General features: G+C 70.8%; 25 protein-coding genes. 16 read left to right on the top strand and 9 right to left on the bottom strand.

Annotation, left to right across the window (positions count from 1 at the left end; genetic code table 11):
- Positions 1–23: 23 nt before the first annotated feature.
- Both NAMU_RS23700 and NAMU_RS23695 read right to left on the bottom strand, forming a co-directional pair.
- Complete coding sequence (locus NAMU_RS23700) at positions 24–776, bottom strand: fumarylacetoacetate hydrolase family protein (protein WP_015749871.1); 753 nt, start codon at positions 774–776, stop codon at positions 24–26.
- A gap of 51 nt (positions 777–827) precedes the next feature.
- Positions 828–2,252 carry an MFS transporter gene (locus tag NAMU_RS23695; protein WP_015749870.1) on the bottom strand — a complete coding sequence of 475 codons (1,425 nt, stop codon included), beginning with the start codon at positions 2,250–2,252 and terminating at the stop codon, positions 828–830.
- Positions 2,253–2,534: 282 nt separating this feature from the next.
- Here NAMU_RS23695 and NAMU_RS23690 point away from each other — a divergent pair, with 282 nt between their 5' ends.
- Genes NAMU_RS23690 through NAMU_RS27825 form a run of 3 tightly spaced genes read left to right on the top strand, consistent with a single transcriptional unit; the run spans position 2,535 to position 4,942 of the window.
- Positions 2,535–3,641: a D-2-hydroxyacid dehydrogenase gene (locus NAMU_RS23690; protein WP_015749869.1), complete on the top strand. Its 1,107-nt coding sequence runs from the start codon at positions 2,535–2,537 to the stop codon at positions 3,639–3,641.
- An 11-nt stretch (positions 3,642–3,652) separates the two neighbouring features.
- Positions 3,653–4,450: an IclR family transcriptional regulator gene (locus NAMU_RS23685; protein ID WP_015749868.1), complete on the top strand. Its 798-nt coding sequence runs from the start codon at positions 3,653–3,655 to the stop codon at positions 4,448–4,450.
- Positions 4,451–4,480: 30 nt separating this feature from the next.
- Positions 4,481–4,942 (top strand): hypothetical protein, encoded by a 462-nt coding sequence (locus NAMU_RS27825; RefSeq protein WP_015749867.1) that lies wholly within the window; start codon positions 4,481–4,483, stop codon positions 4,940–4,942.
- A 7-nt stretch (positions 4,943–4,949) separates the two neighbouring features.
- On the opposite strand, the gene NAMU_RS23675 is transcribed toward NAMU_RS27825, so the two are convergent.
- Complete coding sequence (locus NAMU_RS23675; protein ID WP_015749866.1) at positions 4,950–5,594, bottom strand: Pr6Pr family membrane protein; 645 nt, start codon at positions 5,592–5,594, stop codon at positions 4,950–4,952.
- Between the two features lie 76 nt (positions 5,595–5,670).
- On the opposite strand from NAMU_RS23675, the gene NAMU_RS23670 reads away from it, so the two are divergent.
- On the top strand, positions 5,671–8,256 hold the full coding sequence (locus NAMU_RS23670; protein WP_015749865.1) for a DEAD/DEAH box helicase: 2,586 nt from the start codon (positions 5,671–5,673) through the stop codon (positions 8,254–8,256).
- A 22-nt stretch (positions 8,257–8,278) separates the two neighbouring features.
- On the opposite strand, the gene NAMU_RS23665 is transcribed toward NAMU_RS23670, so the two are convergent.
- Positions 8,279–9,244, bottom strand: coding sequence for an aldo/keto reductase (locus NAMU_RS23665; protein ID WP_015749864.1), 966 nt, complete (start codon positions 9,242–9,244; stop codon positions 8,279–8,281).
- Between the two features lie 58 nt (positions 9,245–9,302).
- Here NAMU_RS23665 and NAMU_RS23660 point away from each other — a divergent pair, with 58 nt between their 5' ends.
- From NAMU_RS23660 to NAMU_RS23645, 4 genes are all read left to right on the top strand, one after another.
- A complete protein-coding gene (locus NAMU_RS23660) occupies positions 9,303–10,046 on the top strand; it encodes an LppU/SCO3897 family protein (RefSeq protein WP_015749863.1) in 744 nt (247 codons plus the stop codon).
- 28 nt (positions 10,047–10,074) lie between these two features.
- A complete protein-coding gene (locus NAMU_RS23655) occupies positions 10,075–10,536 on the top strand; it encodes a MaoC/PaaZ C-terminal domain-containing protein (RefSeq protein ID WP_015749862.1) in 462 nt (153 codons plus the stop codon).
- A 270-nt stretch (positions 10,537–10,806) separates the two neighbouring features.
- Positions 10,807–12,201, top strand: coding sequence for an NADase-type glycan-binding domain-containing protein (locus NAMU_RS27820; protein ID WP_015749861.1), 1,395 nt, complete (start codon positions 10,807–10,809; stop codon positions 12,199–12,201).
- A gap of 97 nt (positions 12,202–12,298) precedes the next feature.
- Positions 12,299–13,360, top strand: coding sequence for an IS30 family transposase (locus tag NAMU_RS23645; protein WP_083785683.1), 1,062 nt, complete (start codon positions 12,299–12,301; stop codon positions 13,358–13,360).
- A 404-nt stretch (positions 13,361–13,764) separates the two neighbouring features.
- Here the strand turns inward: NAMU_RS23645 and NAMU_RS23640 are convergent, their stop codons facing one another.
- Positions 13,765–16,041: a helicase-associated domain-containing protein gene (locus NAMU_RS23640; RefSeq protein ID WP_015749860.1), complete on the bottom strand. Its 2,277-nt coding sequence runs from the start codon at positions 16,039–16,041 to the stop codon at positions 13,765–13,767.
- Between the two features lie 173 nt (positions 16,042–16,214).
- Here NAMU_RS23640 and NAMU_RS30155 point away from each other — a divergent pair, with 173 nt between their 5' ends.
- Both NAMU_RS30155 and NAMU_RS23635 read left to right on the top strand, forming a co-directional pair.
- Positions 16,215–16,391: a hypothetical protein gene (locus NAMU_RS30155; protein ID WP_015749859.1), complete on the top strand. Its 177-nt coding sequence runs from the start codon at positions 16,215–16,217 to the stop codon at positions 16,389–16,391.
- Positions 16,388–16,987 (top strand): nucleotidyltransferase family protein, encoded by a 600-nt coding sequence (locus NAMU_RS23635; protein ID WP_041369368.1) that lies wholly within the window; start codon positions 16,388–16,390, stop codon positions 16,985–16,987. Before NAMU_RS30155 ends, NAMU_RS23635 begins: the two co-directional genes overlap by 4 nt.
- Before the next feature lie 119 nt (positions 16,988–17,106).
- Here NAMU_RS23635 and NAMU_RS23630 read toward each other — a convergent pair whose 3' ends face one another.
- Positions 17,107–17,544: a PTS sugar transporter subunit IIA gene (locus NAMU_RS23630; protein WP_015749857.1), complete on the bottom strand. Its 438-nt coding sequence runs from the start codon at positions 17,542–17,544 to the stop codon at positions 17,107–17,109.
- 40 nt (positions 17,545–17,584) lie between these two features.
- Complete coding sequence (locus tag NAMU_RS23625; RefSeq protein WP_015749856.1) at positions 17,585–19,111, bottom strand: PTS mannitol transporter subunit IICB; 1,527 nt, start codon at positions 19,109–19,111, stop codon at positions 17,585–17,587.
- Between the two features lie 366 nt (positions 19,112–19,477).
- On the opposite strand from NAMU_RS23625, the gene NAMU_RS23620 reads away from it, so the two are divergent.
- The 3 genes from NAMU_RS23620 (at position 19,478) to NAMU_RS23610 (ending at position 21,446) form a co-directional block, all read left to right on the top strand.
- Positions 19,478–20,461, top strand: coding sequence for a LacI family DNA-binding transcriptional regulator (locus NAMU_RS23620; RefSeq protein WP_245544947.1), 984 nt, complete (start codon positions 19,478–19,480; stop codon positions 20,459–20,461).
- 80 nt (positions 20,462–20,541) lie between these two features.
- Positions 20,542–20,979 (top strand): cyclic pyranopterin monophosphate synthase MoaC, encoded by a 438-nt coding sequence (moaC, locus tag NAMU_RS23615; protein ID WP_052308241.1) that lies wholly within the window; start codon positions 20,542–20,544, stop codon positions 20,977–20,979.
- Positions 20,976–21,446, top strand: coding sequence for a MogA/MoaB family molybdenum cofactor biosynthesis protein (locus tag NAMU_RS23610; RefSeq protein ID WP_015749853.1), 471 nt, complete (start codon positions 20,976–20,978; stop codon positions 21,444–21,446). Before moaC ends, NAMU_RS23610 begins: the two co-directional genes overlap by 4 nt.
- A gap of 11 nt (positions 21,447–21,457) precedes the next feature.
- Here the strand turns inward: NAMU_RS23610 and NAMU_RS23605 are convergent, their stop codons facing one another.
- Positions 21,458–22,708, bottom strand: a complete 1,251-nt coding sequence (locus tag NAMU_RS23605) for an IS110 family RNA-guided transposase (RefSeq protein WP_015746517.1) — start codon at positions 22,706–22,708, stop codon at positions 21,458–21,460.
- A 275-nt stretch (positions 22,709–22,983) separates the two neighbouring features.
- Between NAMU_RS23605 and NAMU_RS23600 the strand changes: the two genes are divergently transcribed.
- The 3 genes from NAMU_RS23600 (at position 22,984) to NAMU_RS23590 (ending at position 24,282) form a co-directional block, all read left to right on the top strand.
- A complete protein-coding gene (locus NAMU_RS23600) occupies positions 22,984–23,421 on the top strand; it encodes a molybdenum cofactor biosynthesis protein MoaE (RefSeq protein WP_015749852.1) in 438 nt (145 codons plus the stop codon).
- Positions 23,422–23,448: 27 nt separating this feature from the next.
- A complete protein-coding gene (locus NAMU_RS23595) occupies positions 23,449–23,781 on the top strand; it encodes a GNAT family N-acetyltransferase (RefSeq protein ID WP_015749851.1) in 333 nt (110 codons plus the stop codon).
- Between the two features lie 123 nt (positions 23,782–23,904).
- A complete protein-coding gene (locus NAMU_RS23590; protein WP_169312548.1) occupies positions 23,905–24,282 on the top strand; it encodes a PH domain-containing protein in 378 nt (125 codons plus the stop codon).
- Here NAMU_RS23590 and NAMU_RS23585 read toward each other — a convergent pair.
- Positions 24,272–25,129: an alpha/beta fold hydrolase gene (locus NAMU_RS23585; RefSeq protein WP_015749849.1), complete on the bottom strand. Its 858-nt coding sequence runs from the start codon at positions 25,127–25,129 to the stop codon at positions 24,272–24,274. The genes NAMU_RS23590 and NAMU_RS23585 overlap by 11 nt on opposite strands.
- Positions 25,130–25,171 lie beyond the last annotated feature (42 nt).

The raw sequence follows: 25,171 nt of genomic DNA, 5'->3' as shown, positions 1-25,171 counted from the left end.
GGAGGTACCCCGCGGTGGTGCCCTCAACCGGTGCGCGGTCGGCTGACGACCGGATTGGCCAGCGACCCGATGCCGCCCAGCGCCACCTCGACCAGGTCCCCCGGCTTGACCGGGTGGAACGTCCCGGGGGCGCCGGTCAGCACCACGTCGCCGGGCCCCAGGGGCAGGTAGCGGGTGAGGTAGACCAACTGTTCGGTGATGTCCCAGGCCAGCTGACGGGTGCTGGCCGAGGCGACGGTCCGGCCGTTGATCCGGACGGACATCGCCACATCGCTGCTGTCCAGGTCCGTCTCGATCCACGGTCCGAGCGGGGTGAACCCGTCGCCGTTCTTGGCCTGGGTCAGCTTCTCGTCCAGGGCGATCTGGTCGACGGCGGTGACGTCGTTGCCGACGGTGAAGCCCAGGATCGCGTCCGGCACCTGATCGGCGGTCAGGTGCCGGCACGGCCGGCGGATGACCACGGCAAGTTCGCACTCGACGTTGATCTGGCCGAGATCATCGTCCACCACGATGCTGTCGCCCGGACCGACCACCGTCCGGGGCGACTTGAGGAAGGCCTGACGCGGCCGGTCGCGGTCGCCCGGCGCGCCGTTGTGGGCCATGCCCAGCACCACCAGTGGCCGGGCCGGGGCCAGCAGCGTGGCGGTGGCGGCCGGGTGCCGGGGTCCCGTCGGCCTGAGGGTGCCGGCGAACGGGTCGGCGATCTCGATCCAGTCCGGGCCGTCGGCCAGCACCGAGCGGGGACCGTCGGCCGTGGCGATGCGGGCGATGCGCATGGCTTCCTCTGCTTCTTCCCGAGTACTGCGATCTTCCGAGCCGGCCGGGGATCAGACCGCGACCGGGCGCTCGGTGTCGTGGTGGTCGCGGAAGGAGGAGGTCTGCGGCGCGGGACGGGCGGCGATCTCCTGGCTGCTGTCGGCGAGCGCGTCTCCGAGCAGGGTCAGGTCCCGGCCCCGGGTCTCCGGGGTGAAGAAGGTGGTGACCAGGGTGATCATGGTCAGCACGATCACGTACACGGCCAGCGGGATCCACGAGTTGGCGAACCAGCCGAGCAGCAGGGCCCCGACGAACGGCGCGATGCCGCCGGCGATGATCGCGCTGAACTCGCGGGCCACCGCCACGCCGATGTAGCGGTGCCGTGATCCGAACAGTTCGGGCAGGGCGGCGCACTGGGCGCCCAGCATGATGTTGACGCCCACGCCGTAGGAGATGGCGATGACGACGACGGTCACCACCGCGTTGCCGGTGGACAGCAACGGCCAGGCGACCAGGGCCAGGGCCAGCTGCACCAGGGCGCCGATCCGGTAGATCCGCATCCGGCCGTACTTGTCCGACAGGGCTCCGGACACCGGGATGGTGACCAGGCCGAGGATCGCGCCGACGGCCACGGCCAGCGGCCCGACCGAGGTCTGCACGCCGAGCTTGCTGACGTAGGTGATGGCCAGGGTCTGATAGATGTACGAGCCGCCGTTCTCGGCCATGCGCAGGCCGATGCCGCGCAGCACGCTCGGGGTCGAGCGCCGGAACACCTCGCCCAGCGGGTTGTGCGCGACCTGTTCCTGCTTCTCGAGCTTGACGAAGGTGGGGCTCTCCTGCAGCCGGAGCCGGATGAGCACGGCCACGCCGATCAGCAGGATCGAGGCCAGGAACGGGATCCGCCAGACCCAGCTCAGCAGCGCCTCCTGGGGCACCTGGCCCAGGCCGACGAAAACCACGGAGGCCAGCAGGGTGCCGAGCATGATGCCGACGAACGGCAGGGCCGAGAAGAAGCCGCGCCGCCGGACCGGGGAGTACTCGGCCATCAGCACGGTCGCCCCGGCTTGCTCGGCACCGGCTCCGAAGCCCTGGCAGATGCGCAGGAAGACCAGCAGCAGCGGCGCCCAGACGCCGATCTGGTCGGCGGTCGGCAGCACGCCGATGAGGAAGCTGGAGCCGCCCATCAGCGCGATGGTGATCATCAGGACCCACTTGCGCCCCAGCTTGTCGCCCAGCGTGCCGAAGAACAGCCCGCCGATCGGTCGGGCCAGGAAGCCGATGGCCAGGGTGGCCAGGCTGGCCACGGTGCCGGCGGCGTCGCCCAGGCCCGGGAAGAAGATCTTCCCGAAGATCAGGGCCGAGGCCAGCGAGTAGAGGGCGAAGTCGTAGTACTCCAGGGCCGAGCCCACGGAGGCCGCCAGGGTGGCGCGTTTGAGGTTCGCGGCGTACTCGGGATCGTCACTGCCGCGGACTGCTGACGAGGGTTGCTCGGACATGCTTCGGCTCCTGTGGCGAGGCTTCGCGATCGTTGCTCCGGGGCCTGGACGGCCGGTCGGGACGGCACCGTCATGCGAAGGAAAAGTATGCGAGGTGATCCCCGCTGAGCAGATTCATAGTACGAATCGCAGGGTTGATGGTTCAATACTCTGAACGGGTGGCCCGAGGATCACGCTCTGTTGTCAATGAGGGGAGTGATCGCTCAACCGGCAAGACCCTGTTCAAGCAACTGAACAAGTACTACGATTGCCGGGACATCGAGAACCGAGAGGGCTACGCCAATGACGTCATCGACCGAATCCCCCCGAACGGCGTTCGCCGGAGCGAACGCGGCCGCCGGGCCGGCTCGGCTCCGCGTGGTCGCCTCTACCCCGATCAGCGAAGAGCTGATCGCCGAGATCGTGGCGGCCGAACCCCGCATCGACTTCATCCGTGATCAGAGCCTGCTCGCGCCGCAGCGCTTTCCCGGTGACCACAGCGGCGACCCCGCGTTCACCCGCACCTCGCCGCAGCAGGCCGCGTTCGACGCCCTGGTGGACTCCGCCCAGGTGCTCTACGGCGTGCCCGACGAGAAGCCGCCGGCCCTGGCCCGCACGGTCGCGGCTAACCCCGGCCTGCGCTGGGTACACACCATGCCGGCCGGCGGCGGCGCCCAGGTCAAGGCGGCCGGGCTGCCGGGAGAGGCGCTGGAACGGATCGCGTTCAGCACCTCGGCCGGGGTGCACGCCGAACCGCTCGCCGAGTACGCCGTGTTCGGCCTGCTGGCCGGCGCCAAGACGCTGCCCCGGTTGCGCCAGCAGCAGCAGGACAAGCGGTGGTCCGGCCGCTGGGAGATGGGCCTGCTGTCCCAGCAGAAGATCCTGCTGGTCGGTCTGGGCAGCATCGGCCGGGCCACCGCGGCCAAGCTCAGCGCGCTGGGCGCGACCGTGATCGGCACCAGCCGGCACCCCGACCCGGTCGCCGGCGTGGACACCGTCATCCATCCGGATGACCTGCTCGACGTGGTGGGTGGGGTCGACGGCATCGTGGTCAGCCTGCCCGGCACCGCGGCCACCGAGGGGCTGCTGGGCCGGGACGTGTTCGCCAAGGTCAAGCCGGGGGTCACCGTGGTCAGCATCGGCCGGGGCACCGTCATCGACGAACCGGCGATGGTGCAGGCACTGGCCGACGGACGGATCGGTTTCGCCGCGCTCGACGTGTTCGCGGTCGAACCGCTGCCCGCCGACAGCCCGTTGTGGACCGACCCCAAGGTGCTGATCAGCCCGCATACGGCGGCCCTGAACTCGGCCGAGGATCGGCTCATCGCCAGGCTTTTCGCGCGGAACGCGTCCCGATTCCTGGATGGTCGCGAGCTGATCAACCGGGTCAACACCGTCGAGTTCTACTGATCGGGCCGGTCATGAGCGACAAGCCCGACGGGCCGGAGTCCGAACGCGCCGGTGGGGCCCCGGCGGTCACCCGGGCCATTCGCATCCTGGACCTGCTGGCCGAGCAGCGGGGCCAGACCCTGACGCTGTCCGAGATCGCCCGCGGTCTGGGCCTGGCCAAGTCCTCGGTGTCCAACATGTGCGCGGCCCTGGAGGAGGGCGGCCTGGTCCGCCGCACCGCGGCCGGGTACCTGCTCGGCCGGCGCACCGTCGAGCTGGGCAGCGCCTACCTGTCCGGGTTCGACCAGATCCGCGAGTTCTACCGGGTGTGCGAGGAGTCCCCGATCCTGCGCCGGCAGCTGGTGCAGATCGCCATGCTCGACGGCGCCCGGGTGCTGTACCTGGCCGTGCACGAAGGGCGCGAACGGTTCCCGCTGTCGGCGAGCGTGGGCGACCGGTACCCGGCGTCGGCGACGGCCGTGGGCACCATCCTGCTCGCCGAGCTGACCCCCGAGCGGGTGGCCGCGCTCTACTGGGACCCGCGCGAGTTCGTCGGCTTCACCGACCGCTCGACCGGCACCATCGCCCAGCTGCAGGCCAAGCTGGCCGCCACCCGGCAGCGCGGGTACGCGCTGGACGAGGGGGAGGTGCACGCGACGGTGCTCGGCATCGCCGTCCTCGTCCCGGGGTCCGGCTCGGGCAACCCGTCCTTCGGGCTCGGGGTGTCGATCGTGCATCCGACCGGTTCCGACGACGAGCGCACCACCATCCTGAGCGCGTTGCAGGAAGCGGCGGCCCGGCTGACCCGGCCCCGGCTGCTGTCGGCATGATGGTCGGCACCCGCTGAACGGAGGCCGTCGATGGGCGCATCAGGGTGGTCCTACGTCACGCCGTACTCGGAGGATCCGACGGTGTGGCTGGGCCGGTTGCACCGCGAGGTGCTGGCGTCCGGCGACTACTACTGGGGCGACGAGGAGGTGCCGCGACCGAGCACGATGGAGCAGTTGTCGGCGCTCTTCGAGCAGGACGAGGACCTGGCCTGCGAGGGGACGCATACGATCCTGGACATCTGGCAGGTCGCGCCGCCGGGAGTCCGGCCGGCCGGCAACGACATTTTCGGGACGCTGATCAGTCTGAACGAGGACGAGGTTCGGCTCATGTTCGGCACCGATCGGCCCGATGAGGAGCTCTTCCGCTCGGTGGACCCGGCCAACTGTGGGCCCGACGCGGTGCCGGCGGTGCGTGGGTCGGGGTACTACACGCCACTGTTCCGGGCGGGGGTACCCGTTGCCTACGCGGTCTGGGGCGTCTCCGGCGACTGAACCCGGGTCACCGCGGAGCCGTGGACCGGGCCGGCGACCGTAGCCGGCCCACCGCCCACACGGCGAACCCGACCAGGGTGAACACGGCCAGCATGATGCCGACCCACAGCCAGAACCGGCCGCCGGCGGTCGGGTCCAGGAACGGGTAGAGCGGCCGGCCGGTGCGGTCGCGGACCTGCGTGTACACGCCCAGGTAGCAGATCGGCAGGATCAGCCAGGTCAGCGCCGTCCACCAGGCCTGCCGTCGCCCGGCCGGCCCGGGCCCGAAGACCACCCAATCGATGACGGCCAGGGCCGGCACCACGGCGTGTTCAAGCAGGCTGGACGTCGCCGACAGGTTGCCCGACAGCAGCGTCTGGTAGATCACCGCGGTGACGATCGCGTAGGTGGTGGACGCGCCCCGGCACCAGGCCAGGGTGTGCGGCCAGCCGGGGCTATCGATCGCGAGCAGGCCGCCGATCACCCCGGCCGTCGCGGCCAGCGCCACGGTCAGGGTGGTGACCTGCGAGAAGTACTTGAGCTGACCGAGCTCCCCGCCCAGCGCGGCCAGCAGCCCCCACCAGGCCAAGCCGGCGATCAGGGTCCGCCAGGCCACCACCAAAGCGCGGTTGCGATCCGTGGGGGTGGCGGAGCGAACGGGCGCGGGGTCCATCGAGCCTCCAACGGCGGGCGGGTGGCCCCGATGGTAGAGGGCCGGCCGGCGGCCGCCTCGTGACAAGCTGGACCGCATGACCACCCTCGCCGACCTGATCCCGACGCGTGACGGCGAGAGCTCTTGGGACACCCCGCTGGGCTGGCAGCCCACCGGAACCCAGCCCGACCCGGGCGAGCTGTTCGACATCTTCGCGACCTGGGCCGGCGAGCGGGGGCTGCCGTTGTACCCGCACCAGGAGGAGTCGCTGCTGGAGATCGTCGCCGACGCCAATGTCATCCTGGGCACCCCCACCGGCTCGGGCAAGAGCCTGGTCGCCACCGCCGCGCTGTTCACCGGGCTGGCCACCGGCCGGCGCTCGTATTACACCGCGCCGATCAAGGCGCTGGTCTCGGAGAAGTTCTTCGACCTGGTCGAGATCTTCGGCGCGTCCGCGGTCGGGATGATCACCGGCGACTCGGCCGTCAACGCCGCCGCCCCGATCATCTGCTGCACCGCCGAGATCCTGGCCGGGGTCGCCCTGCGCGGCGGTGCGGACGCCGACGCCGGGGTCGTGGTGATGGACGAGTTCCACTACTACGGCGACCCGCAGCGCGGCTGGGCCTGGCAGGTCCCGCTGCTGGAGCTGCCCCGGGCCCAGTTCGTGCTGATGTCGGCCACCCTGGGCGAGGTGAAGTTCTTCGCCGACGATCTCACCCGGCGCACCGGCCGGTCGACCGCGGTGATCACCGATGTGCCCCGCCCGGTCCCGTTGCACTTCTCCTACACGCTGGTCCCGCTCACCGAGACCCTGCAGGACCTGCTGGAGACCCAGCGGGCGCCGGTCTACATCGTGCACTTCACCCAGGCCGCGGCGTTGGAGCGGGCCCAGGCGCTGTCCAGCATCGCCGTGGCCACCCGGGCCGAACGGGACGAGATCGCCGAGGTCATCGGCGAATTCAGGTTCTCCCCGGGCTTCGGCCGGACCCTGTCCCGGCTGGTCCGGCACGGCATCGGGGTCCATCACGCGGGCATGCTGCCCAAGTACCGGCGGCTGGTGGAGAAGCTGGCTCAGTCCGGCCTGCTCAAGGTCATCTGCGGCACCGACACCCTGGGCGTGGGCATCAACGTGCCGATCCGCACGGTGCTGATGACCGCACTGAGCAAGTACGACGGCCGGCGCACCCGGCTGCTCTCGGCCCGCGAGTTCCACCAGATCGCCGGGCGCGCCGGGCGCGCCGGCTTCGACGTGGCCGGTGACGTGGTGGTGCTGGCCCCCGAACACGTCATCGAGAACGAGCGGGCCGTCGCCAAGGCCGGCAACGACCCGGCCAAGAAGCGAAAGGTGTTGCGGCGCAAGCCGCCGGAGGGGTTCGTCGGCTGGTCCGAGACCGCCTTCGACAAGCTGGTGGCGGCCGACCCGGAACCGTTGACCTCCCATTTCCGGGTCTCGCACGCGATGGTGCTGGGCGTCGTCTCCCGACCCGGCGACGCGTTCGCCTCGATGCGCCGGTTGATCGAGGGCAGTCACGAGCCGCGGGCCCGGCAGCTGCGACATGCGTTGCGGGCCATCGCCATCGGCAAGGCACTGATCGGGGCCGGGATCGTCGAGCGGCTGCCCGAGCCGGACGCAACCGGCCGCCGGTACCGGCTGACCATGGACCTGCAGCTGGACTTCGCGCTCGACCAGCCGCTCTCGCCGCTGGCCCTGGCCGCGTTGGACATCCTCGACCAGCAGGCCGATACCTATGCGCTGGATGCGATCTCGCTGATCGAGGCAACGCTGGAGGGGCCGCGCCCGGTGCTGTCCGCGCAGCGGTTCAAGGCCCGCGGCGAGGCGGTGGCGGCGATGAAGGCCGAGGGCATCGAGTACGACGACCGGATGGCGCTGCTGGAGGAGGTTGACTATCCCAAGCCGTTGGCCGACCTGATCGAGGTCGCCTACGAGGCCTACCGCAAGGGGGCGCCGTGGGTCGCCGAGTACCAGCCGGAACCCAAGTCGGTCATCCGCGACATGTACGAACGGGCGATGACGTTCTCCGAGTACGTCGCCTTCTACGGCCTGACCCGCTCCGAAGGTGTCGTGCTGCGCTACTTCGCCGACGCCTACCGGGCGCTGCGCCGCACCGTGCCGACCGCGGCCCGGACCGAGGAGCTGACCGACATCACTTCGTGGCTGGGCGAACTCGTCCGCGGGGTGGACTCCAGCCTGCTCGACGAATGGGAGGCGCTGGCCCATCCGGACGTCGACGAGCTGATCCTGCCCGGTCATCGCGCCGAGGTCCGGCCACCGCTGGCCGCCCGCGGAATCTCCGCCAACGAACGGGGTTTCACCGTCATGGTGCGCAACGCCCTGTTCCGCCGGGTCGAGCTGCTGGCCCGCGACGACTACGCCACGCTGGGCGAGCTGCACGGCAGCCAGGGCTGGCGGGCCGACTCCTGGGAGTCGGCGATGCACGGCTACTGGGCCGAGTACGACGCCCTGGGCATCGGGGCCGCGGCCCGGGCCGCCGGCCTGGTACTGGTCGACCGGATGCCCGAGAAGTGGCATGTCCGGCAGATCTTCGACGATCCGGCGGGTGACCATGACTGGGGTCTGTCGGTGGAGATCGATCTGGCCGCCTCCGACGAGGAGGGCGAGCCGGTGCTGACCATCCTGGATCTGGGCCCGGCCACCGGCTGACCGGCGGCCGGGCGCGCGGCGGTCAGGCCGGGCAGATCCGATCCAGCTCGGCCAGGTCGTCGTCGGTCGGGGTCCAGGCCGACCCGGCCTCGGCGTTCGCCCGGATCTGCTCCGGGGTGGTCGCCCCGGCGATCACCGCGCTCACCGGTGCCTGGGCCAGCAGCCAGCCGAACGCGACCTGCAGCATGGTGACGCCGCGCTCGTCGGCGAAGGTCTGCAGCGCGGTCAGCCGCTCCCACGGGGCGGTCTGCAGCAGCTGCGGTTTGATTGCCTGCAGCCGGCTGCCCTCGGGTGCCTGGCCCTGGGTGTACTTGCCCGAGAGCAGCCCGTTGGCCAGCGGGTAGAACGGCAGCACCCCCAGCCCGAACTCCCGGGCGGCCGGCAACAGCTCGGCCTCCAGACCCCGGTTGAGCAGCGAGTACTCGTTCTGCGCCGAGATGAACGGGACGCGGTGCTCGACCCGAGCCGTCCAGGCGGCGTCGGCCAGCTGCCAGCCGGCGAAGTTCGAGTGCCCCACGTAGCGGACCTTGCCCTCGGCGACCAGTTCGTCCAGCGCGGCCAGGGTTTCCCCGATCGGGGTGGCCGGGTCGGGCTGGTGCAGCTGGTACAGGTCGATCCAGTCGGTCTGCAGCCGGCGCAGCGAGTTCTCCACGGCCCGGCGCACGTACCAGCGGGAGCCGCGGGCGTCGAAGTCCGGGCCGTCCTGCCCGTGCATGTCCATGCCGAACTTGGTCGCCACCACCACGTCCGCCCGCCGCTTGCCCAGCGCGGCCCCCAGCAGTTCCTCGCTGCGACCGGGTGGGGTGCCGTAGATGTCGGCGACGTCGAACAGGGTGATCCCGGCGTCCAGGGCGGCGTCGATCAGCGCCCGGGTGCCGTCCAGGTCCGCGGTGGCGGTCTTCGGGCGACCCACGTTGTTGCAGCCCAGGCCGGTGGCCGAGACGGCCAGGCCCGACCGGCCCAGCCGTCGCAATGTTGGTTGTCCCATGCCCGCAGGCTATCCGGCGCCCCGGTGCCGGCCGCGCAGTCGTGGGACGCTGGACCGCATGCAGGGCCAGCCGCAGGATCCGGGCACGGGGTGGAGCGCCCTGCGCGTCGGCCCCGGCGGAGTTCCGGTCGAGCAGGTGCGCCCGATCGGCCGCGGGCCCGCGGACCAGGCCCCGGATCCGGCCTCGGTCCCGGCCTCGGTCCCGGCCGCCGACCCGTGGCTCGATCCGGCTTCGTCCGGCCCACCGACCGTCCCGCAGGCCGTGCTGGGTTCGTTCGACGACGGCAAGCCCCGGCGCCGGGCGATTCTGATGGTCGTGTGCCTGGGTGTGGTCGCGCTGGTCGTGGTGGCGGCGTCCCTGTGGTCCTCGGGCACCCCCGAGTCGTCGTCCTCGGCCCTGCAACCCGGTGATTGCCTGACCTCGGCCGGCGGCACGTCGGCGATCGGCCTGGACTGCTCGGCCCCCGACGCCGAGTTCGTCGTCGCCGCCCGGTTCGAGCAGACGACCGACGAAAGCCGGTGCTACGCGGCGGCCGCCGACGTCGTCCTGGTCACCCGGGAGCAGGCGGTGCTCTGCCTGAACTACCTGGCCCGCGTGGGCGACTGCCTGTACGCCGGAACCACCGAGGACGTCGGCAAGGCCCCCTGCCGGACGTCGGCCACCGGGACCACCCCGAACGGGCTGTTCCGGGTGATCGCCGTGCTCAGCGATACCGTGAGCTCCCGGGACTGCCCGTCGGGCACGCTGCACACCCTGGTGCACCGCGACGACCGGGAAGTGATCTGCCTGGGGCTGCCGTAGCCGGCCCGGCCGGAGCGAGGGAGAGCGTGTGGTCGACACCCGGTACGCGGAGGACCTGGCCGTCGGGTCGGTGCTCGACCTGGGCACCTACCGGGTCGGCGTCGAGGAGATCATCGAGTTCGCGCAGCAGTGGGATCCGCAGGTCTTCCACATCGACCAAGTGGCCGCACAGGCCGGCTTCTTCGGGGACGTCATCGCCAGCGGGGTGCATTCGGTGGCGATCTTCCAGCGGCTCTCGGTGCTGGGCGCCTACCGGCACTGGGCGGTGATCGCGGGCCGCCGCGTCGTCGCCGAGTTCCCGGCGCCGGTCCGCTCCGGTCTGCTCACCGCGTCGCTGATCATCGAGCGGGTCGAGCTGACCAAGCCCGACCGGGGCCTGGTGGTCACCCGGGGCCGGCTCGTCGACGAGCGCGACGTCACCGTGCTGGAGACGACGGTCGAGGCGCTGGTTCGGCGTCGCCCGGGCCCACCCCACCCGCCGCTTCGCTGATCTTTCCCGCGCTGAACCGGGCGTTTCTGCCGGTCTGGCGCGGGTTTCATCAGCGGACCTGCGTCCGGTGTGCTGCTTCGCTGATCTTTGCCGCGCTGAATCGGGCGTCTCTGCAGGTCTGGCGCGGATTTGATCAGCGGACTTGCCCGCGGCGGCGCGTGGCACGGCCGTGATCACCCGGTTGCCCACACGCTTGGCGGTTGCCCGCGACGGCCTGGGCGGGCATGGTTCGGCGCACTGTTTCGGGGGAGCGGCTGCGGTGGGGGACCCGTGAATCTGATCGTTGCCTTGTTCGCGCGCTTCGTCGTGCCGGCATTTGTGGTTCCGTGTGCCTGCGTCTCCGTCTGGTTGACGCCGCAGGCCGACCGCGATCCTCGGGTTGAGACCCTGCAATCCTGGCGCGCCTGGCTCGGCTACCTGGCCCTGGTCGCGGTGCTGCTCGCGGGCCAGGATCAGGTCGACGTGTCGTCCCTGCTGAATTCGGCCGTCTTGGCGCCGTTCTACAAATTCGTCATCGCCGTTCCGTGCTTCGCGGTGGCCGTTGTGCTGCTGATCGTGAAGTCGGGGCCAGGCCACCGTTCCGCCGTGGCCGTCGCCGCCGCGCGGCCCTGGCTGACGGTGCTGGCCGTGTTGATCACCCCCTTCGCCCTGATCGCGTTCGGCTCGCTGATCGGGGATGCGCCCGGCCGGCAGAACTGGGTGCTGCTGCTGATGATCTTCGCGTCGTTGCCGTTGTGGCCCGCCGCGGTCTGGGCGGTCATTCTCGGTGTCCGATATTCGTTCCGGGCCGCCGATGTCCATCCGTTCCTGCCGGCTTTCGTCGGTCTGGCGGTCGCCGCCGTGACGGTGGTGGAGGGGGTCGCCGGGACGTCCACGGCGACCACCTCCATGGACACCCGCCTGGCCCTGCTCAGCCTGGGCGGCGGGCTCGTCTTTGCCGGCTTGTGCGTCTACGAGCTGTCCTGCCTGCGACGGGACGGCATCGGATTCCACTCCCGGCCGACCTTCCTGCACATCCATCAGGTGGTCAATTGGCCGGCGGCCGCGCGCGCGTTCGCGCCGTGGCTCGTGCTCACCACGGCCCTGGGCTTCGCGTTGGTCGGAATCGGGTCCACCAGCCAGCGCGGACCGATGGTGGCGGCCTCACCGATCACATCGTCAACGGGGGGCGCCCCCTCTGCCAGCGCCGACGCCGGGCCGGCGGTCCTGATTCCGATCGTCGCGGCCCAGGCCAGTGCGGTGGCCCCGGACGGCACCGACGACGCCGGGAACACCGTGAGTTACCCGGCGGCCAACGTCGCCGACGGGGTGCTCGAGACAGCGTGGCGGGCCACCGGCGATGCCACCGGGCAGCGAATCCTGCTCACGTTCTCCGGTCCGGTGCGGGTGACCGCGGTCGGCATCGTGCCGGGGTACGCCAAGGTCGATGCGGCCAGTGGTGTTGACCGGTTCGCCCAGAACCGCCGTGTGGTGGGGGTGGACTGGGTCGGTGCGAACGGCACGTCTGTCCACCAGGACTTGGCCGACTCCCCGGACATGCAGATGCAGTCGGTCGACGTGGTCACCGATTCCCTCACCGTGGTGATTACGGCGACCTCGGCGCCAGGAGAACGTGACTTCACCGCGATCTCGGAAATCCAAGTGCTGGGTCACCCCGGCGGCTGACCCTGCTTCGCTGATCTTTGCCGCGCTGAACCGGGCGATTCTGCGGGTCTGGCGCGGGTTTCATCAGCGGACCAGCGTCCGGTGTGCTGCTTCGCTGATGGTGGGTTCCAGTATCTGTTGCAACGTCGGTGTGACAGCTGGGGAGAGTGATCTTGTGCCGGGTGCTCGGTTGACGGTGGAGGAGCGGATCGTGCTGGCCGATCTGTTGTTGGCCGGCGCGACGGCGGCGGCGATCGGTCGCCAGCTTGGTCGGCATCGGTCAACGATCTGTCGCGAGATCAAGCGCAACAGCCTTCCCTCGCCGTACGGGTATCGGCCGCATGCGGCTCATTCGCAGTCTTGCGCGCGGGCTCCTCGACCCAAGCCGCGCAAGCTCGCGCCGGGCACCGCGCTACGGGAAAGGGTGGTGTCGGATCTGCGGCGGGGGTGGTCACCGCAGCAGATCGCGGGCCGGTTGGCCCGTGAGCATCCCGATGAGCCAGGCTTACGTGTGTCCCACGAGACGATCTATCACGCGTGGTACGTCGGCGGCCGCGGCAGTCTGCGGCTGGCGCTGCAGACCGAGGCTCGTATCGAACGGAGCAGGCGAAGTACCCGCGACCGTCCGGAGTCGTTGCGAGGCAAAATCTCCGATGCCGTCCCGATTACACAGCGCCCCGCCGAAGCCGATGACCGCAGGGTCCCTGGGCACTGGGAGGGTGACCTGGTGATCGGGGTCGGCAAATCCTCGGCGATCGCTACGGTCGTCGAACGGGCCTCCCGGTTCACCCTGATCTGCGGCCTGCCCGGCGGACGACGCACCGCAGCTGCGGTCAACGCATCGTTGACCTCGAAGATCACCGCGTTGCCCGCCGATCTGCACCGCAGCCTCACCTGGGATCGGGGCAAGGAGATGGCCCGGCACGTGGACTTCACCATCGCCACGGGCATCAAGGTGTACTTCGCCGACCCGTACAGCCCCTGGCAACGCGGAACGAACGAGAACACCAACCGGCTCATCCGCTACTACTTCCCCCGCGGCGTCGCCGACTTCCGCACGATCAGTCAGGAAGAACTCGATCACGTCGCGGACCTGCTCAACAGCCGCCCCCGCAAGGTCCTGGGGTACCGAACCCCAGCAGAAGTGCTGCAGGAGTTGACAGTTGCAACCACCACTTGACATTCCGGATCTTTCCCGTGCTGGATCGGGCGAATCCCCCGCCTGGGCGCGGGTTTGATCAGTCACCCTGTCCCTTCCGGTGACGCCACAGAGGCGTGAAAATGTGCACCAGCAGCACCACCAGCCTCATGCGTACCTATTTTCCGGTCAGCGAACCGGCAACCGGCAAGCTGCTTCGCTGATCTTTCCCGTGCTGAACCGGGCGAATCCCCCGCCCGGGCGCGGGTTTGATCAGTCACCCTGTCCCTTCCGGTGACGCCACAGAGGCGTGAAAATGTGCACCAGCAGCACCACCAGCCTCATGCGTACCTATTTTCCGGTCAGCGAACCGGCGCGGGTGCCGACCCAACCGGCGCGGGCGCCTAACGCGCGGGCGCGAACCGGCGGTCAACCGGTTCGAGGATCTACGCCGGGTCGGGATCCGGCTGGTCCGGCAGACCGTCGGCGTCGGCGTCGGCGTCGGTGGCGTCGGCGGTGGCGACCGAGACGATCCGGTGCAGGGCGAAGTTGCGGACGTCACCGCGCAGCCGGTCGATCCCGACGAGTTTGCCCGGGGACACGGTGATCGGGTCGACCAGCCAGCGAATGCTGGCCCCCTGCATGTCGGCGTAGGTGATCCAGACCGTGCGCCGGTGGGCGGCCGCGTTGCGCAGCTCGGCCAGGATCGAGGAGGTGTCGCCGCCGGCGCCGGCGGTCACCGGGATCTCCCGGTCGGCGCTGCGCATCCGATCGACCAGGGCCAGCAGCTGCTCGGCCGATGCGCTCGGTGGCTCGCGCCAGTGCTTGAGCGCCACCCGCTGCTGCTTGACCCGGTGCGGCTGGGCGGTCAGGTCGAGCAGGGCCCCCGAGCCGTCCTCGGCCGCCGGCACCAGCCCGGCCGAGCGCAGGTGCGTCATCAGCTCCGGCAGCTCGGCCATCGACACCGCCACCGTCGGCGCCAGCCGGCGGACGTCGATGCCCAGCGCCGCCGCGGAGGCGATCGCCTGGTCGATCAGGGCCGGGTCGTCGCTGCGCAGGTAGGTGCTGGCTCCGCCCAGCCGCAGCGTCCCGTACCGCCGGCCGACGTCGTCGATCAGGTAGTCCAGCGCCTGCGGCACCCCGGTCATCGAGTGGCTGTGGAACATCTCGTGCACCTCGGCGGTGGTGACGCCGGCGTCCAACGCCCGCCGGACCGACTGGGGCGTGACCCGGTAGACGGTGGCCGAACCGGCCGATTCCAGGTCGGCCACCTGGGCCAGCCGGGCAGCCAGCTCGGGCACCAGCCGGCCGGGGGCGACCACGGTCAGGTCGGCCTGCACCAGCACGGTGTCGACCGGCTCGGGCAACGCCTCGGCGAGCGCCGTCGCGGCGTCCTTCGGGGTCTGCTCGAGCAGGACCCGGCCGGCGGTGCTCAGCGCCCCGAAGGCGATGACGCCCAGCGCGGTCGCCTCGGTGACGGTGGCGTCCAGCACGCCGGCCCGGTGCTCGGCCGGCCGCAGCGGCGAGCGCCAGGCGAACCGGTCGGCCAGACCTTGCGGGCTCAGCCCGGACCCGGGCGCCAGCTCGGCCAGCATCGTCAGCACGAACCGCCGGTCCACCGGCCCGCGGATCCAGGACAGCTCGGGCGACAACGCGTTGAGCACCTTGTCCATCGAGTCGCGGCCGCCGGCTCGGGCCGGGTTGCGCCGCAGGTCGACCCAGGTCGCGGCCAGTTCGGCCCAGGCCGCCTCGTCGCTGAGCTCCAGGAAGTCGTCGGCGTCGGAGGTCGGCATCCACAGCTCGACCGCCCGGTTCCGCGGGTGGTCGGAGATGATCAGGCCCATCGCGGCCAGCAGTTCGACGTCCAGCGCGCAGGTGTGCTCGTCGTCGCCGGTCAGTTTGGCCAGCCGCCGCAGCTCGCGGATGCCCAACCCGCCCGAGCGCAGCGCGGGTGGGGGAGTGCGCCCGATGGCATCGAGCCGGCCGCGGATCCGGTCGACCGCGGCCACCGCTTGCAGGGCGGCGGTGCCGTCCACGGTCGACCGGCCGTGGGCCACCACGCCGTCGGCCGGCGGCTGCACCTGGACCGGCCCGATCGGCTGGTCGCCGCGGACGGCCAGGGCGACCTCCCGGGGCAGCTCGACGGTGTCCGCGTCGATCCAGCGCAGCAGGCCGGCCGCGACCAGACCCTTGACCGCCCGGCCCACCGCGGAGCGCGCATCGGTGGTGCCCCGCGGCAGCCCGGTGGCCAGCCGCTGCACGATGGAGCGGGCCGCGTCGTCGAGTTCGGCCACCGCGGCCGCGGCCTGCTCGACCGACAACGACCCGGGCGCGGCCAGCCCGGCCGGGTAGGTGCCCAGCACGGCGAGCACCGCGGACGGCATGACGACCTGGTCCCGGCCGCGGACCAGGGCCAGCGACTCCAGTTCGGCCAATGCGGTGTCCACGGCCTCGTCGGGAGCGTCCGGCCCGAGGAATTGACTCAGGACGGTCCGCGGGACCGCCCGCTTCTCGGCGTCCAGCACCGCCAGGGCCTGCAACACCTGGATGTGGAAGTGGTTCAGGCTCTCCATCGCCCGCCACACCGACGGGCCGTTGTTGAGCCGGCCGGCCAGGACCACCAGGTCGCTGGGGGCAGGCACGGTCAGGTCCGGGCGCGCACGCAGCAGCGCGACCAGCTCGTGGTCGTCGCGGGCGCGCAGCCAGTCCAGGGTCGAGGGCATCGCATCCACCGTAGTGACTCGCGACCCGGGCCCGAGCCGTGACGGCCACCGCACCGCCGCCCGGTTGAGCGGTTCCGGGGCGGTGGTCCAGAATGTCCCTGGGTGGATCACCGCCCGCCGGACCTGCGCCGACGAGCGAAGCCGGACCCGTACGGCTCAACTAGGAGGACCCCGTGGCCGCCAAGCGAGGTAAGGGCGTCGATCCGACCTGGCCGGTGCTGCCCGACGGCCAGCATCCGGTCACCGAGCTGAACACCGACGTGCAGGGCGCGTTGTCCCCGTTCGGCGACGTGGAGTTCCCGCTGCGGCACACGCCGTACGTGCACCCGACCACGGTCATCAACCGCTGACCCGTCCGGACGAGCCACCGGCCCGGGTCGCCGGCCTGCTGCTGGCGGCCGGCTCCGGCACCCGCTACGGGATGCCGAAGGCCCTGGTGGACACGGGCGAGGGCCCCTGGGTGGCCCGCACCGTCGACGCGCTGGCCGGCTGCGACCCGCTGCTGGTGGTGGTCGGCGCCCGCGCCGACGAGGTGATCGCCCGCCTGCCCCCCGGCGTGATCGCGGTGCGCAACGAGCACTTCGCGCAGGGCATGGGCAGCAGCCTGCGGGCCGGCCTGCAGGCCCTGGCCGATGGCGACCTCGACCCTCGCGACGAATGCGACGCGGTGCTGGTGATGCTGGTCGACCTGCCCGACGTGGGCGCACCGGTCATCGGCCGGATCCGGGATCGCGCCGGCACCGGCCCGGCGGCGCGGTCAGTTCTGCTTCGCGCGGTGTACCACGGCCGGCCGGGACACCCGGTGCTCATCGGCCGGGACCACTGGGCCGGGGTCCTGGCCACCGCGAGTGCCGATGAGGGGGCCCGCCGCTACTTCCAGGACCGTCCACCGGGGCCGGTCGAATGCGGCGACCTGGCCAGCGGCCGCGACGTGGACCACCGCTGATCGTCCGCGGCAGCGGCCGGACAGACGGAACTGCGCAGGCCGCGCCGTCGGGATGACGGTGCGACCTGCGCAGACCCTGCGTGACGCGGCCCCGGAACCCCGCGTCACGCTGTCGGACGTCAGTCCTCGTTGACCGCGTTGAGCAGGTCGAAGATCTCCTGGCTGGATCCGGCGGCGACGAGTTTGTCGACCTCGTCCATGTCCGAGAAGATGATCGCGACCTTGCCCAGGATCTCCAGGTGGCCGCCCTCGTAGCCGGCGATGCCGATGGCGAAGCGGACCTCGTTGCCGTCCCAGTCGATGGGGTTCTCGTAGCGCACCACCGACAGGGCGGAGGCCTTGATCGAGTCCTTGGCCTCGTTGGTGCCGTGCGGGATGGCCAGGAAGTTGCCCATGTAGGTGGACACCGACTTCTCCCGCTCGAACATCGCGTCGATGTACTCGGGGCCGACCGCGCCGGAATCGACCAGGATCTGACCGGCTTCCCGGATCGCCTCGTCCTTGTTCGTGGCGGTGCCGGGGGTCTTGATCTGGGACGCGGTCAGGATGTCGCTCACGTGGTTGTCTCCTTGATTCGGGCGCAGGGATGCGGCGTGGTCAGCTCGAGGCGGCGGCGTTGGTGGTCCGCAGTTCCTCGACGATCTCGTCGTACTTGGGGCTGTTCATGAAGTTGGCCACCGAGACGTGCTGGGCGTGGGGGGCCTTGTCCCGAGCCCGGGTGGTCAGGTCCTGATGGGTCACGATCAGATCGACATCATCGACCAGGTTCGCGATGGCCACGTTGACCACGGTGATGTCGGCGAACCCGGCCTTCTTGATCTTGTTCCGCAGCACCGAGGCACCCATCGCGGACGAACCCATCCCGGCGTCGCAGGCGAACACGATCTTGTGGATCGGCGCCGACCGGGTCGCGGCCTCGCGGGCCTCGTCGGCCTCCTCCTTCTGCGCCTCGATGTCGGTGAGCACCCCGGAAACAGCGCTCTTCTTGCCCTTCATCCCTTCCATCTTGGCCGTGGCCTGCGCGAGATCACCACTCTCCTCGGTCTTCTTACTGGCCTTGAGGATGATCGAGGCGATCACGAAACTGGTCACCGCGGCCAACGTCACCGACAACAACACCCCGACCAGGCTGCTGCCCGGTGTCTGGATCAACACCGCGATGATCGACCCGGGCGCGGCCGGCGCCCGCAATCCGGCGTTGAAGATGGTCAGGGTCAAGATGCCGACCATGCCGCCGGCGATCGTCGCGATCAGGGTCAGCGGCTTCATCAGCACGTACGGGAAGTAGATCTCGTGGATCCCACCGAAGAACTGGATGATCGCCGCGGCCGGGGCAGTGCTCTTGGCCAGGCCGGTCCCGAAGATCGAGTACGCGATCAACAGACCGACACCCGGACCGGGGTTGGCCTCCAGCAGGAACAGGATCGACTGCCCGGTCTCGGCCGACTGGTTGATGCCCAGCGGGGTCAGCACCCCATGGTTGATCGCGTTGTTCAAGAACAACACCTTGGCCGGTTCGATGATCAAACTGGCCAATGGCAACAAGCTGTGCGAGATCAGCCAGTCCACCCCGGTGCCCAACGCCGAGGACAGACCCTCGATGATCGGCCCGAACACGTAGAAGCTGGCGATGGCCAACCCGGCGGACAGGAAACCCGCGGAGAAGTTGTTGACCAGCATCTCGAAACCGGGCTTGATCTTGCCGTCCCAGACCGAGTCCAACTTCTTCATCAGCCAGGCCGCCAACGGGCCCATCACCATCGCGCCGAGGAACATCGGCTGCGGCGTGCACATGATCACGCCCATCGTCGCGACGACCGCGACCACCGCGCCACGCACCCCGTAGATCATCCGGCCGCCCTGCGCGGCGATCAGGATCGGCAACATGTACCGAACCATCGGCCCGACCAACCCCGGATTGGCCACCCCGTCCGCATCGACACCGAACCCGCCGATCACCGCGATCGGGAACGGCCCCTTCTCGATGAACAGAGCAGTGATCAAACCCCACGCGATGAACGCCGCGATATTGGGCATGATCATCCCGGACAGGAACGTGCCGAACTTCTGGACCGCTACTCGGGTACTCGACGTCTTGCTGGCGGGCGCCGCTTCGGTACTCACAACTGGTCCCCTTCCTCGGGCAGGCGCGGATCGTCAAAGGTGGTCCGCGAACGAGCTTCTGCTGCCCATTCAGGTTGTCCCGGAAGGGCTTTCGATGGTCAGGACGGCGCGACCGAACCCATTCGGCGACGGGCCCCGACGGTGACGCAGGTCTCAACGGTTGGAACTGTAAGGCATCCGGAGCGGTTATGTCACCGGTGACAGAGAACTTTTTCAAATTTCTGTCACCGGTGACAGACCGGCTCCTGTCATCGGTGACATACTGACGCCGGACGAGCGCCGGCGGATGGCCGGCAATCGGCACTGGGTTCGGGAGCGCCGCATCAGCGGGCTGGGTCGCCGCGGGAGGTTCGGCCGGTGAGCACGATGCGCGACGTGGCCAGGGTGGCGGGGGTCAGCGCCAAGACCGTTTCCCGGGTGATGAACAACGACCGCTACGTCTCCGACGACGTCCGGGCCCGCGTCCTGCAGGCCGTCGACGAGCTGCAGTACGTGCCCAACGTGATGGCCCGCAGCTTCCGCTCCGGCCAGGACGCGGCGATCGGGGTCGCGGTGCCCGCGGTCACCGGCTTCTTCGGCTACGTGGTGGAGGCGGTCGAACGGATCGCCCGGGACCGCGGCGTGGCGATGTACCTGACCTGCCTGGGCGAGGACCCGGACGGCGAGCAGGCGGCGGTCGAGGCCCTGCTGGCCCGCAACGTGGTCGGGCTGCTGCTTGCCCCCGTCGCCGATGACCAGTCCTATCTCAAGCCGTGGCGGGAACGCACCAGCATGGTGTTCCTGGACCGCCGCCCCCGCAAGCTTTCGGCCGCCTACGTGGTGCACGACGACAACGGCGGCACCCGGCTGGCCATCACCCACCTACTCGACCACGGGCACCGCCGGATCGCCTTCGCCGGCGACTCGATCACGGTGCCCACCACTGCCCGCCGTCGCACCACCTACGAGCTGACCCTGTTCGACGGTGGGGTGGGCATGGACCCGTTCCTGGTGTCCTGGGGAGCCCACCGGGTGCCCGTGGTGCCGCGGCTGCTGGCCCTGCCGGATCCGCCGACCGCGATCTTCTCGGCCAATCCCAGTTGCTCGATGCCGATCGTCCGCCAGCTGCACGCGGCCGGCCGCAGCGAGATCGTGGTGCTCGGATTCGGCGACTTCCCGATGGCCGACGCCCTCACCCCGCCGGTGTCGGTCGTGGAGCAGGACCCCACCGAGCTGGGCAACCAGGCCGCGCAGCGGTTGTTCCGGCGCATCGACGAGCCCGACAAGCGGCTGCCCCGGCAGGTCGTGCTGCCGGTCACCCTGGTCCGTCGCGGCTGCTGCCAACGGGCCCGCATGGGACCGGCCGCCTGATCGGCCCCGTTACCATCGCCCTCGTGCCTGCCCCGGAACCGCCCACGCTCACCCACGTCGATGCCACCGGCGCCGCCCGCATGGTGGACGTCTCGGCCAAAGACGTCTCGGCCCGGGAGGCGCTGGCCACCGGCGTCCTGCGGACCACCCCTGAGGTGGCCGACCTGCTGCGGCAGAGTGCCCTGCCCAAGGGTGACGCGCTGGCCACGGCCCGGATCGCCGGCATCATGGCGGCCAAGCGCACCCCCGACCTGGTCCCGCTGTGCCACCCGATCGCGATCTCTGGGGTCACCGTCGAGCTGGACGTCGGGCCGGCCGAGGTACGCATCGCCGCCCGGGTCCGGACCACCGATCGCACCGGGGTCGAGATGGAGGCGCTGACCGCCGTCGCGGTGGCCGGCCTGACCCTGCACGACATGGTCAAGGCGGTCGACCCGGCCGCCGTGCTCGACGCGGTCCGCGTCGAGCGCAAGGAGGGCGGCAAGACCGGCTCCTGGACCCGGCCGGGCGACCGATGAGCCGGACCGCGGTGGTGATCATCGCCTCGACCCGGGCGGCCGCCGGGATCTACCCGGACCGGACCGGCCCGGTCATCCACACATGGCTGAGCGAAAGAGGTTTCGACGTCACCGGGCCGTGGGTGCGGGCCGACGGTGCCGAGGTGGGGGCGGCGCTGCGGGACGCGATCGGGGCCGATCTGGTGATCACCTCCGGGGGCACCGGGATCACGCCGACCGACACGACCCCGGAGGAGACCGCGGCCGTGCTGGACCTGCAGATCCCCGGCCTGGCCGCCGCGATCCGCGCCCAGGGCAGCGAGCAGGTGCCCTCGGCGATCCTGTCCCGCGGGCTGGCCGGGGTGGCCGGCCACACCCTGGTGGTGAACCTGCCCGGGTCGACCGGCGGGGTCCGCGACGGACTGGTCGTGCTGGACCGGGTGCTGGACCACGCGCTGGATCAGATCCGCGGCGGGGACCACCGATGAGAAGCCCTGTGTCAAGCCGCCCTTTTTTGATCTTGGTTGAGGAGGCGTTGCAGGGCCCGGTGTTCTGCCGGGTCGTAGCGCACGCCGTCCTGCCAGCAGTGCCAGATGACGGTCAGCCAGGCACGGGCCAGGACCCGGACGGCGTGGGGGTGGTCGTGACCTCGTGCTCTGGCTCTTCGGTAGAGATCGGCTGCCCAGGGATTGGCCTTGATCGAGTCGCCGGCGAAGTCGCAGACGGCGTCGCGGAGTTGTTTGTCGCAGGCCCATCGGAACGCCACGACGCGGATCTTTCCGGACTGGCGGGTGGACGGGGCGACACCGGCCAGGCAGATCAACGCTTCCGGGGTGGGGAACTTGGCTCGGCAGTCGCCGATCTCGGCGAGCAGCCGGGCGGCCCGGACGCGGCCCGAGCGGGGCAGGCTGGTGAAGATGTGTTGGTCGGCGTGCGCGTCGAGCTGGGCGCTGATCTGGGCTTCCAGAGCCTTGATCTGGGTAACCATCGCGGTGAGCAGGGCAACGGAGGATGCGGTGATCGCGGTGTACGCCGTCTGGTCGCCGGCGGCGCCGCGGGGTGCGGCGGTCAGATGGGCGTGCAACGCGGCCGGGTCGGTGCGTCCGGAGTAGCCGACCGAGGACAGCCACCGGCCGAGTCTGGTCGGGGTGAGCCAGTCGGCTTTGTCCTGGGTCGGGAAACGGGTCAGGAACGCCAGAGTGATCAGCGAGTCGATCTGCCGGAACAGGCCGACCGCACCGGGGAAGACCAGGCGAAGGTGGGCGCGCAGTTGGTTGGCCAGGGCCACGCGGTGGGCGACCAGATCGCGGCGAGCGCGGACGATTCGGCGCAGCGCGACGGTTTCCGGTGCGTCGGGCACCAGTGGCCGCAGCCGGGACCGGTCGGTGCGCAGGGTGTCGGCGAGCACGTAGGCGTCGAACCGGTCGTCCTTGTTGCCGGCCGAGCCGTACCGGCCACGCAGGTTCTTGACCTGGTTCGGGCTGATCACGACCACGGTCACACCGGCGCCGAGAAGGGCGTCGACCACGGGCCCGTCGGGGCGTTCGATCGCGACCTCCTGGCAGCCGGCGCGGGTGAGCACGGCCACGAGTTCGATCAGTCCGGCGGCGGTGTGCTCGATGGTGTGCCGGGCAATCTCGCGGCCGCGGTCGTTGACGATCGACACGGCGTGGTCGTCGCGGGCCCAGTCCAGGCCTGCGGTCAGGTCTTGGGGTGCTTGGTCGGGCAGGGTGTTGCTGGCAGACTTCACGTCAGCCTCCTCGCTGCTAGTCCCAGTGGGGAGGCGCCCTCGTACGGTGCCGATGGTGCCGGGACGTGTCTGCCGGTTCGCTCACTGATCGGCGCTCGCGGCACGCAGCTTTGGCGCTCAGCCCTGTCGACGGTCGGCACGTCCCGGGGAACCGCCAGATCTCGCAGATCTCATCGTGGACATCAACCGTGTCCAGCGAGCTGGGCGATGACCGGGCGGCACCTCGGGCGCATCACCAACCCCTCGAGGATTGATGACCTAAGGATGGTGCACCAGTGAGCCGGGCCGTGGCCGGCCGGGTCGGGCTGACCCGGGTGACCAGCGAGGTGCTGGACCCGGCCGAGCACTACGCCGCCGTCCAGGACCCCGCGGCCGGTGCCACCGTCAGCTTCGCCGGCGTCGTTCGTGACCACGACGACGGGCGTGGGGTCACCGAGCTGGACTACCACGAACACCCGACGGCGGCCGCGATCGTCGCCGAGGTGGCCGCCGAGATCGCCGCCCGGCCGGGGGTGATCGCGGTCGCCGTGTCGCACCGGGTCGGCCTGCTGCGGGTCGGCGACATCGCGCTCGCCGCGGCCGCCTCCGGGGCGCACCGGCGGGAGGCGTTCGAGGCCTGCATGGACCTGGTGGACGAGGTGAAGCGCCGGTTGCCGGTGTGGAAGCGTCAGGTGTTCAGCGACGGCAGCGACGAATGGGTCGGCTCGGCCTGACGTGACCAGCAAACAGAAGGGACCCCGATGACCTCCACCGACGACGCGGCGATCACCGTCACCGACAACCCCGAGCAGCACCGGTTCGAGATCCATGCCGGCGGCGTGCTGGCCGGCTTCACCGAGTACCGCGTGCGCGAGGATCGCTACTCGTTCGTGCACACCGAGATCGGTGACGAGTTCGGCGGTCGCGGGCTGGCGTCCTGGCTGATCAAGGACGCCCTGGACGAGATGCGCACCCGGGGCGCCGCCGTGCTGCCGTACTGCCCGTTCGTCAAGCGATTCATCCAGCGGCACGCCGAGTACCAGGACCTGGTGCCGGCCGCCGAGCGGGCGGCGTTCGACATCCCCCAGGGCTGATCCGGCCGATTGTCGGGCTCGGTGTCCGGGTACAGCGCCGGGCATGGGGGAAGAGCGCGACCTGATCGTCCTGCGCAATCCGAGGGGGAGCCGGGAGCTGCTGCTGATGCTGCTCTTCTGCCGTTGAGGGTGGTGAACCTGTCCAATACCCGCCTGTCCGGCTGGGTGGCGACGTTCTTCGGGCTCATTCTGCTGGGCCTGATCGCCAACACCGTCCTGGCCCAGATCAACCGGATCGTGGTCCGCCCGTCCGGGGTCGACCTGCGAACCGGGCTCGGCCGGCGGCACCGGCTGGCCTGGTCGCAGATCGACCATTTCGCGGCACGTGGGACGAGCATGGTCGACGTGCACTTGGTGTCCGGGCGACGGATTGCTGCCATGTTCTTCCGGCCGCGCGCGGACGAGAGCCCGGCGTCGATGGTGGCCCTGCTGGAGTACCAGCGCCGGCGGCTGGGCGGTGCTGCGGTGGCGGGTGGATCCGCCGCCCCGATCACCCGGTGAGACCGCGCAGGATGTTGGCGGTGTGGGTGTAGCCCAGGAAATGTCCGGCCCCGGCGATCAGTTCCAGGCGGCCCTGCGGCACCGCGGCGGCCATCGCCCGGCTCCAGGCCGGCGGCACCAGCTGGTCGGCGTCCCCGTGCCAGAAGGTCACCGGACCGGTGATCTCGGCCAACTCGAAACCCCACGGCCGGACCCAGGCCCGGTACTCCTCGACCATCCCCGTTCCGCCCTCCAGTGCCGCCGCGGCGGCGGAGGCGATGCCCGGGTCGGGCAATGCCTCCAGGGTGGACGCCTCGCTGGGCACCGCGGCCCGCAGGGTCAGGTGGGCCCACACGTCGGGGGTGTGCCGGGCGACCCCGCCGAGCACCCGGAAGGTGGTGCCGGCGACCTGCGGATGGTGCCGGGCCAGCAGGGTGAGCCGGTGATCCATGGAATTGAGCTCGCCGAACGCGCCGGCGTCGTCCAACGGTCGGCAACCGGCGACGACGGCGGTGCGGGTGACCCGGTCGGGCAGCCGGGCCGCGCAGGCCAGCGCGTACTGACCGCCCATCGACCAGCCGAGCACGGCCACCCGCTGGATCTGCAGGGCGTCCAGCAGGGCACGGACGTCGGTGGCCCAGTCGCCGGTGGTGCGCCCGGGCGCCGCGGTCGAGCTGCCCAGACCCGGCCGGTCCGGGGACAGCAGCCGCACGCCCAGTTTGCCGGCCGCGGCGTCGAACGGAGCGACGTCCAGGCCGTTGACCAAGCCGCCGTGGCAGTTGAGCACGACGGGCCCGGTGGCCGCGCCGTACCAGCGGTAACCCAGGACGCGGCCGTCGGCGACCGCAACCTGCTGGTCCGAACCCATCGAGCACTCCGTTCGCCGTCGGCGCAAAGGCGCAGGGAAGGC

This window comes from Nakamurella multipartita DSM 44233, from assembly GCF_000024365.1.
In the GTDB taxonomy this organism is placed as follows: Bacteria; Actinomycetota; Actinomycetes; order Mycobacteriales; family Nakamurellaceae; genus Nakamurella; species Nakamurella multipartita.
The sequence above is the reverse complement of the archived record's forward strand: the minus strand, read 5'-3'. Positions and strand labels throughout refer to the sequence as shown.

Bases quoted from the DNA above. Each gene is read 5' to 3' on its own strand.
- NAMU_RS23700 (WP_015749871.1), bottom strand. From the start codon at position 776: ATGCGCATCGCCCGCATCGCCACGGCCGACGGTCCCCGCTCGGTGCTG.
- NAMU_RS23695 (WP_015749870.1), bottom strand. From the start codon at position 2,252: ATGTCCGAGCAACCCTCGTCAGCAGTCCGCGGCAGTGACGATCCCGAG.
- NAMU_RS23690 (WP_015749869.1), top strand. From the start codon at position 2,535: ATGACGTCATCGACCGAATCCCCCCGAACGGCGTTCGCCGGAGCGAAC.
- NAMU_RS23685 (WP_015749868.1), top strand. From the start codon at position 3,653: ATGAGCGACAAGCCCGACGGGCCGGAGTCCGAACGCGCCGGTGGGGCC.
- NAMU_RS27825 (WP_015749867.1), top strand. From the start codon at position 4,481: ATGGGCGCATCAGGGTGGTCCTACGTCACGCCGTACTCGGAGGATCCG.
- NAMU_RS23675 (WP_015749866.1), bottom strand. From the start codon at position 5,594: ATGGACCCCGCGCCCGTTCGCTCCGCCACCCCCACGGATCGCAACCGC.
- NAMU_RS23670 (WP_015749865.1), top strand. From the start codon at position 5,671: ATGACCACCCTCGCCGACCTGATCCCGACGCGTGACGGCGAGAGCTCT.
- NAMU_RS23665 (WP_015749864.1), bottom strand. From the start codon at position 9,244: ATGGGACAACCAACATTGCGACGGCTGGGCCGGTCGGGCCTGGCCGTC.
- NAMU_RS23660 (WP_015749863.1), top strand. From the start codon at position 9,303: ATGCAGGGCCAGCCGCAGGATCCGGGCACGGGGTGGAGCGCCCTGCGC.
- NAMU_RS23645 (WP_083785683.1), top strand. From the start codon at position 12,299: ATGGTGGGTTCCAGTATCTGTTGCAACGTCGGTGTGACAGCTGGGGAG.
- NAMU_RS23640 (WP_015749860.1), bottom strand. From the start codon at position 16,041: ATGCCCTCGACCCTGGACTGGCTGCGCGCCCGCGACGACCACGAGCTG.
- NAMU_RS23620 (WP_245544947.1), top strand. From the start codon at position 19,478: ATGCGCGACGTGGCCAGGGTGGCGGGGGTCAGCGCCAAGACCGTTTCC.
- moaC (WP_052308241.1), top strand. From the start codon at position 20,542: ATGGTGGACGTCTCGGCCAAAGACGTCTCGGCCCGGGAGGCGCTGGCC.
- NAMU_RS23610 (WP_015749853.1), top strand. From the start codon at position 20,976: ATGAGCCGGACCGCGGTGGTGATCATCGCCTCGACCCGGGCGGCCGCC.
- NAMU_RS23595 (WP_015749851.1), top strand. From the start codon at position 23,449: ATGACCTCCACCGACGACGCGGCGATCACCGTCACCGACAACCCCGAG.
- NAMU_RS23585 (WP_015749849.1), bottom strand. From the start codon at position 25,129: ATGGGTTCGGACCAGCAGGTTGCGGTCGCCGACGGCCGCGTCCTGGGT.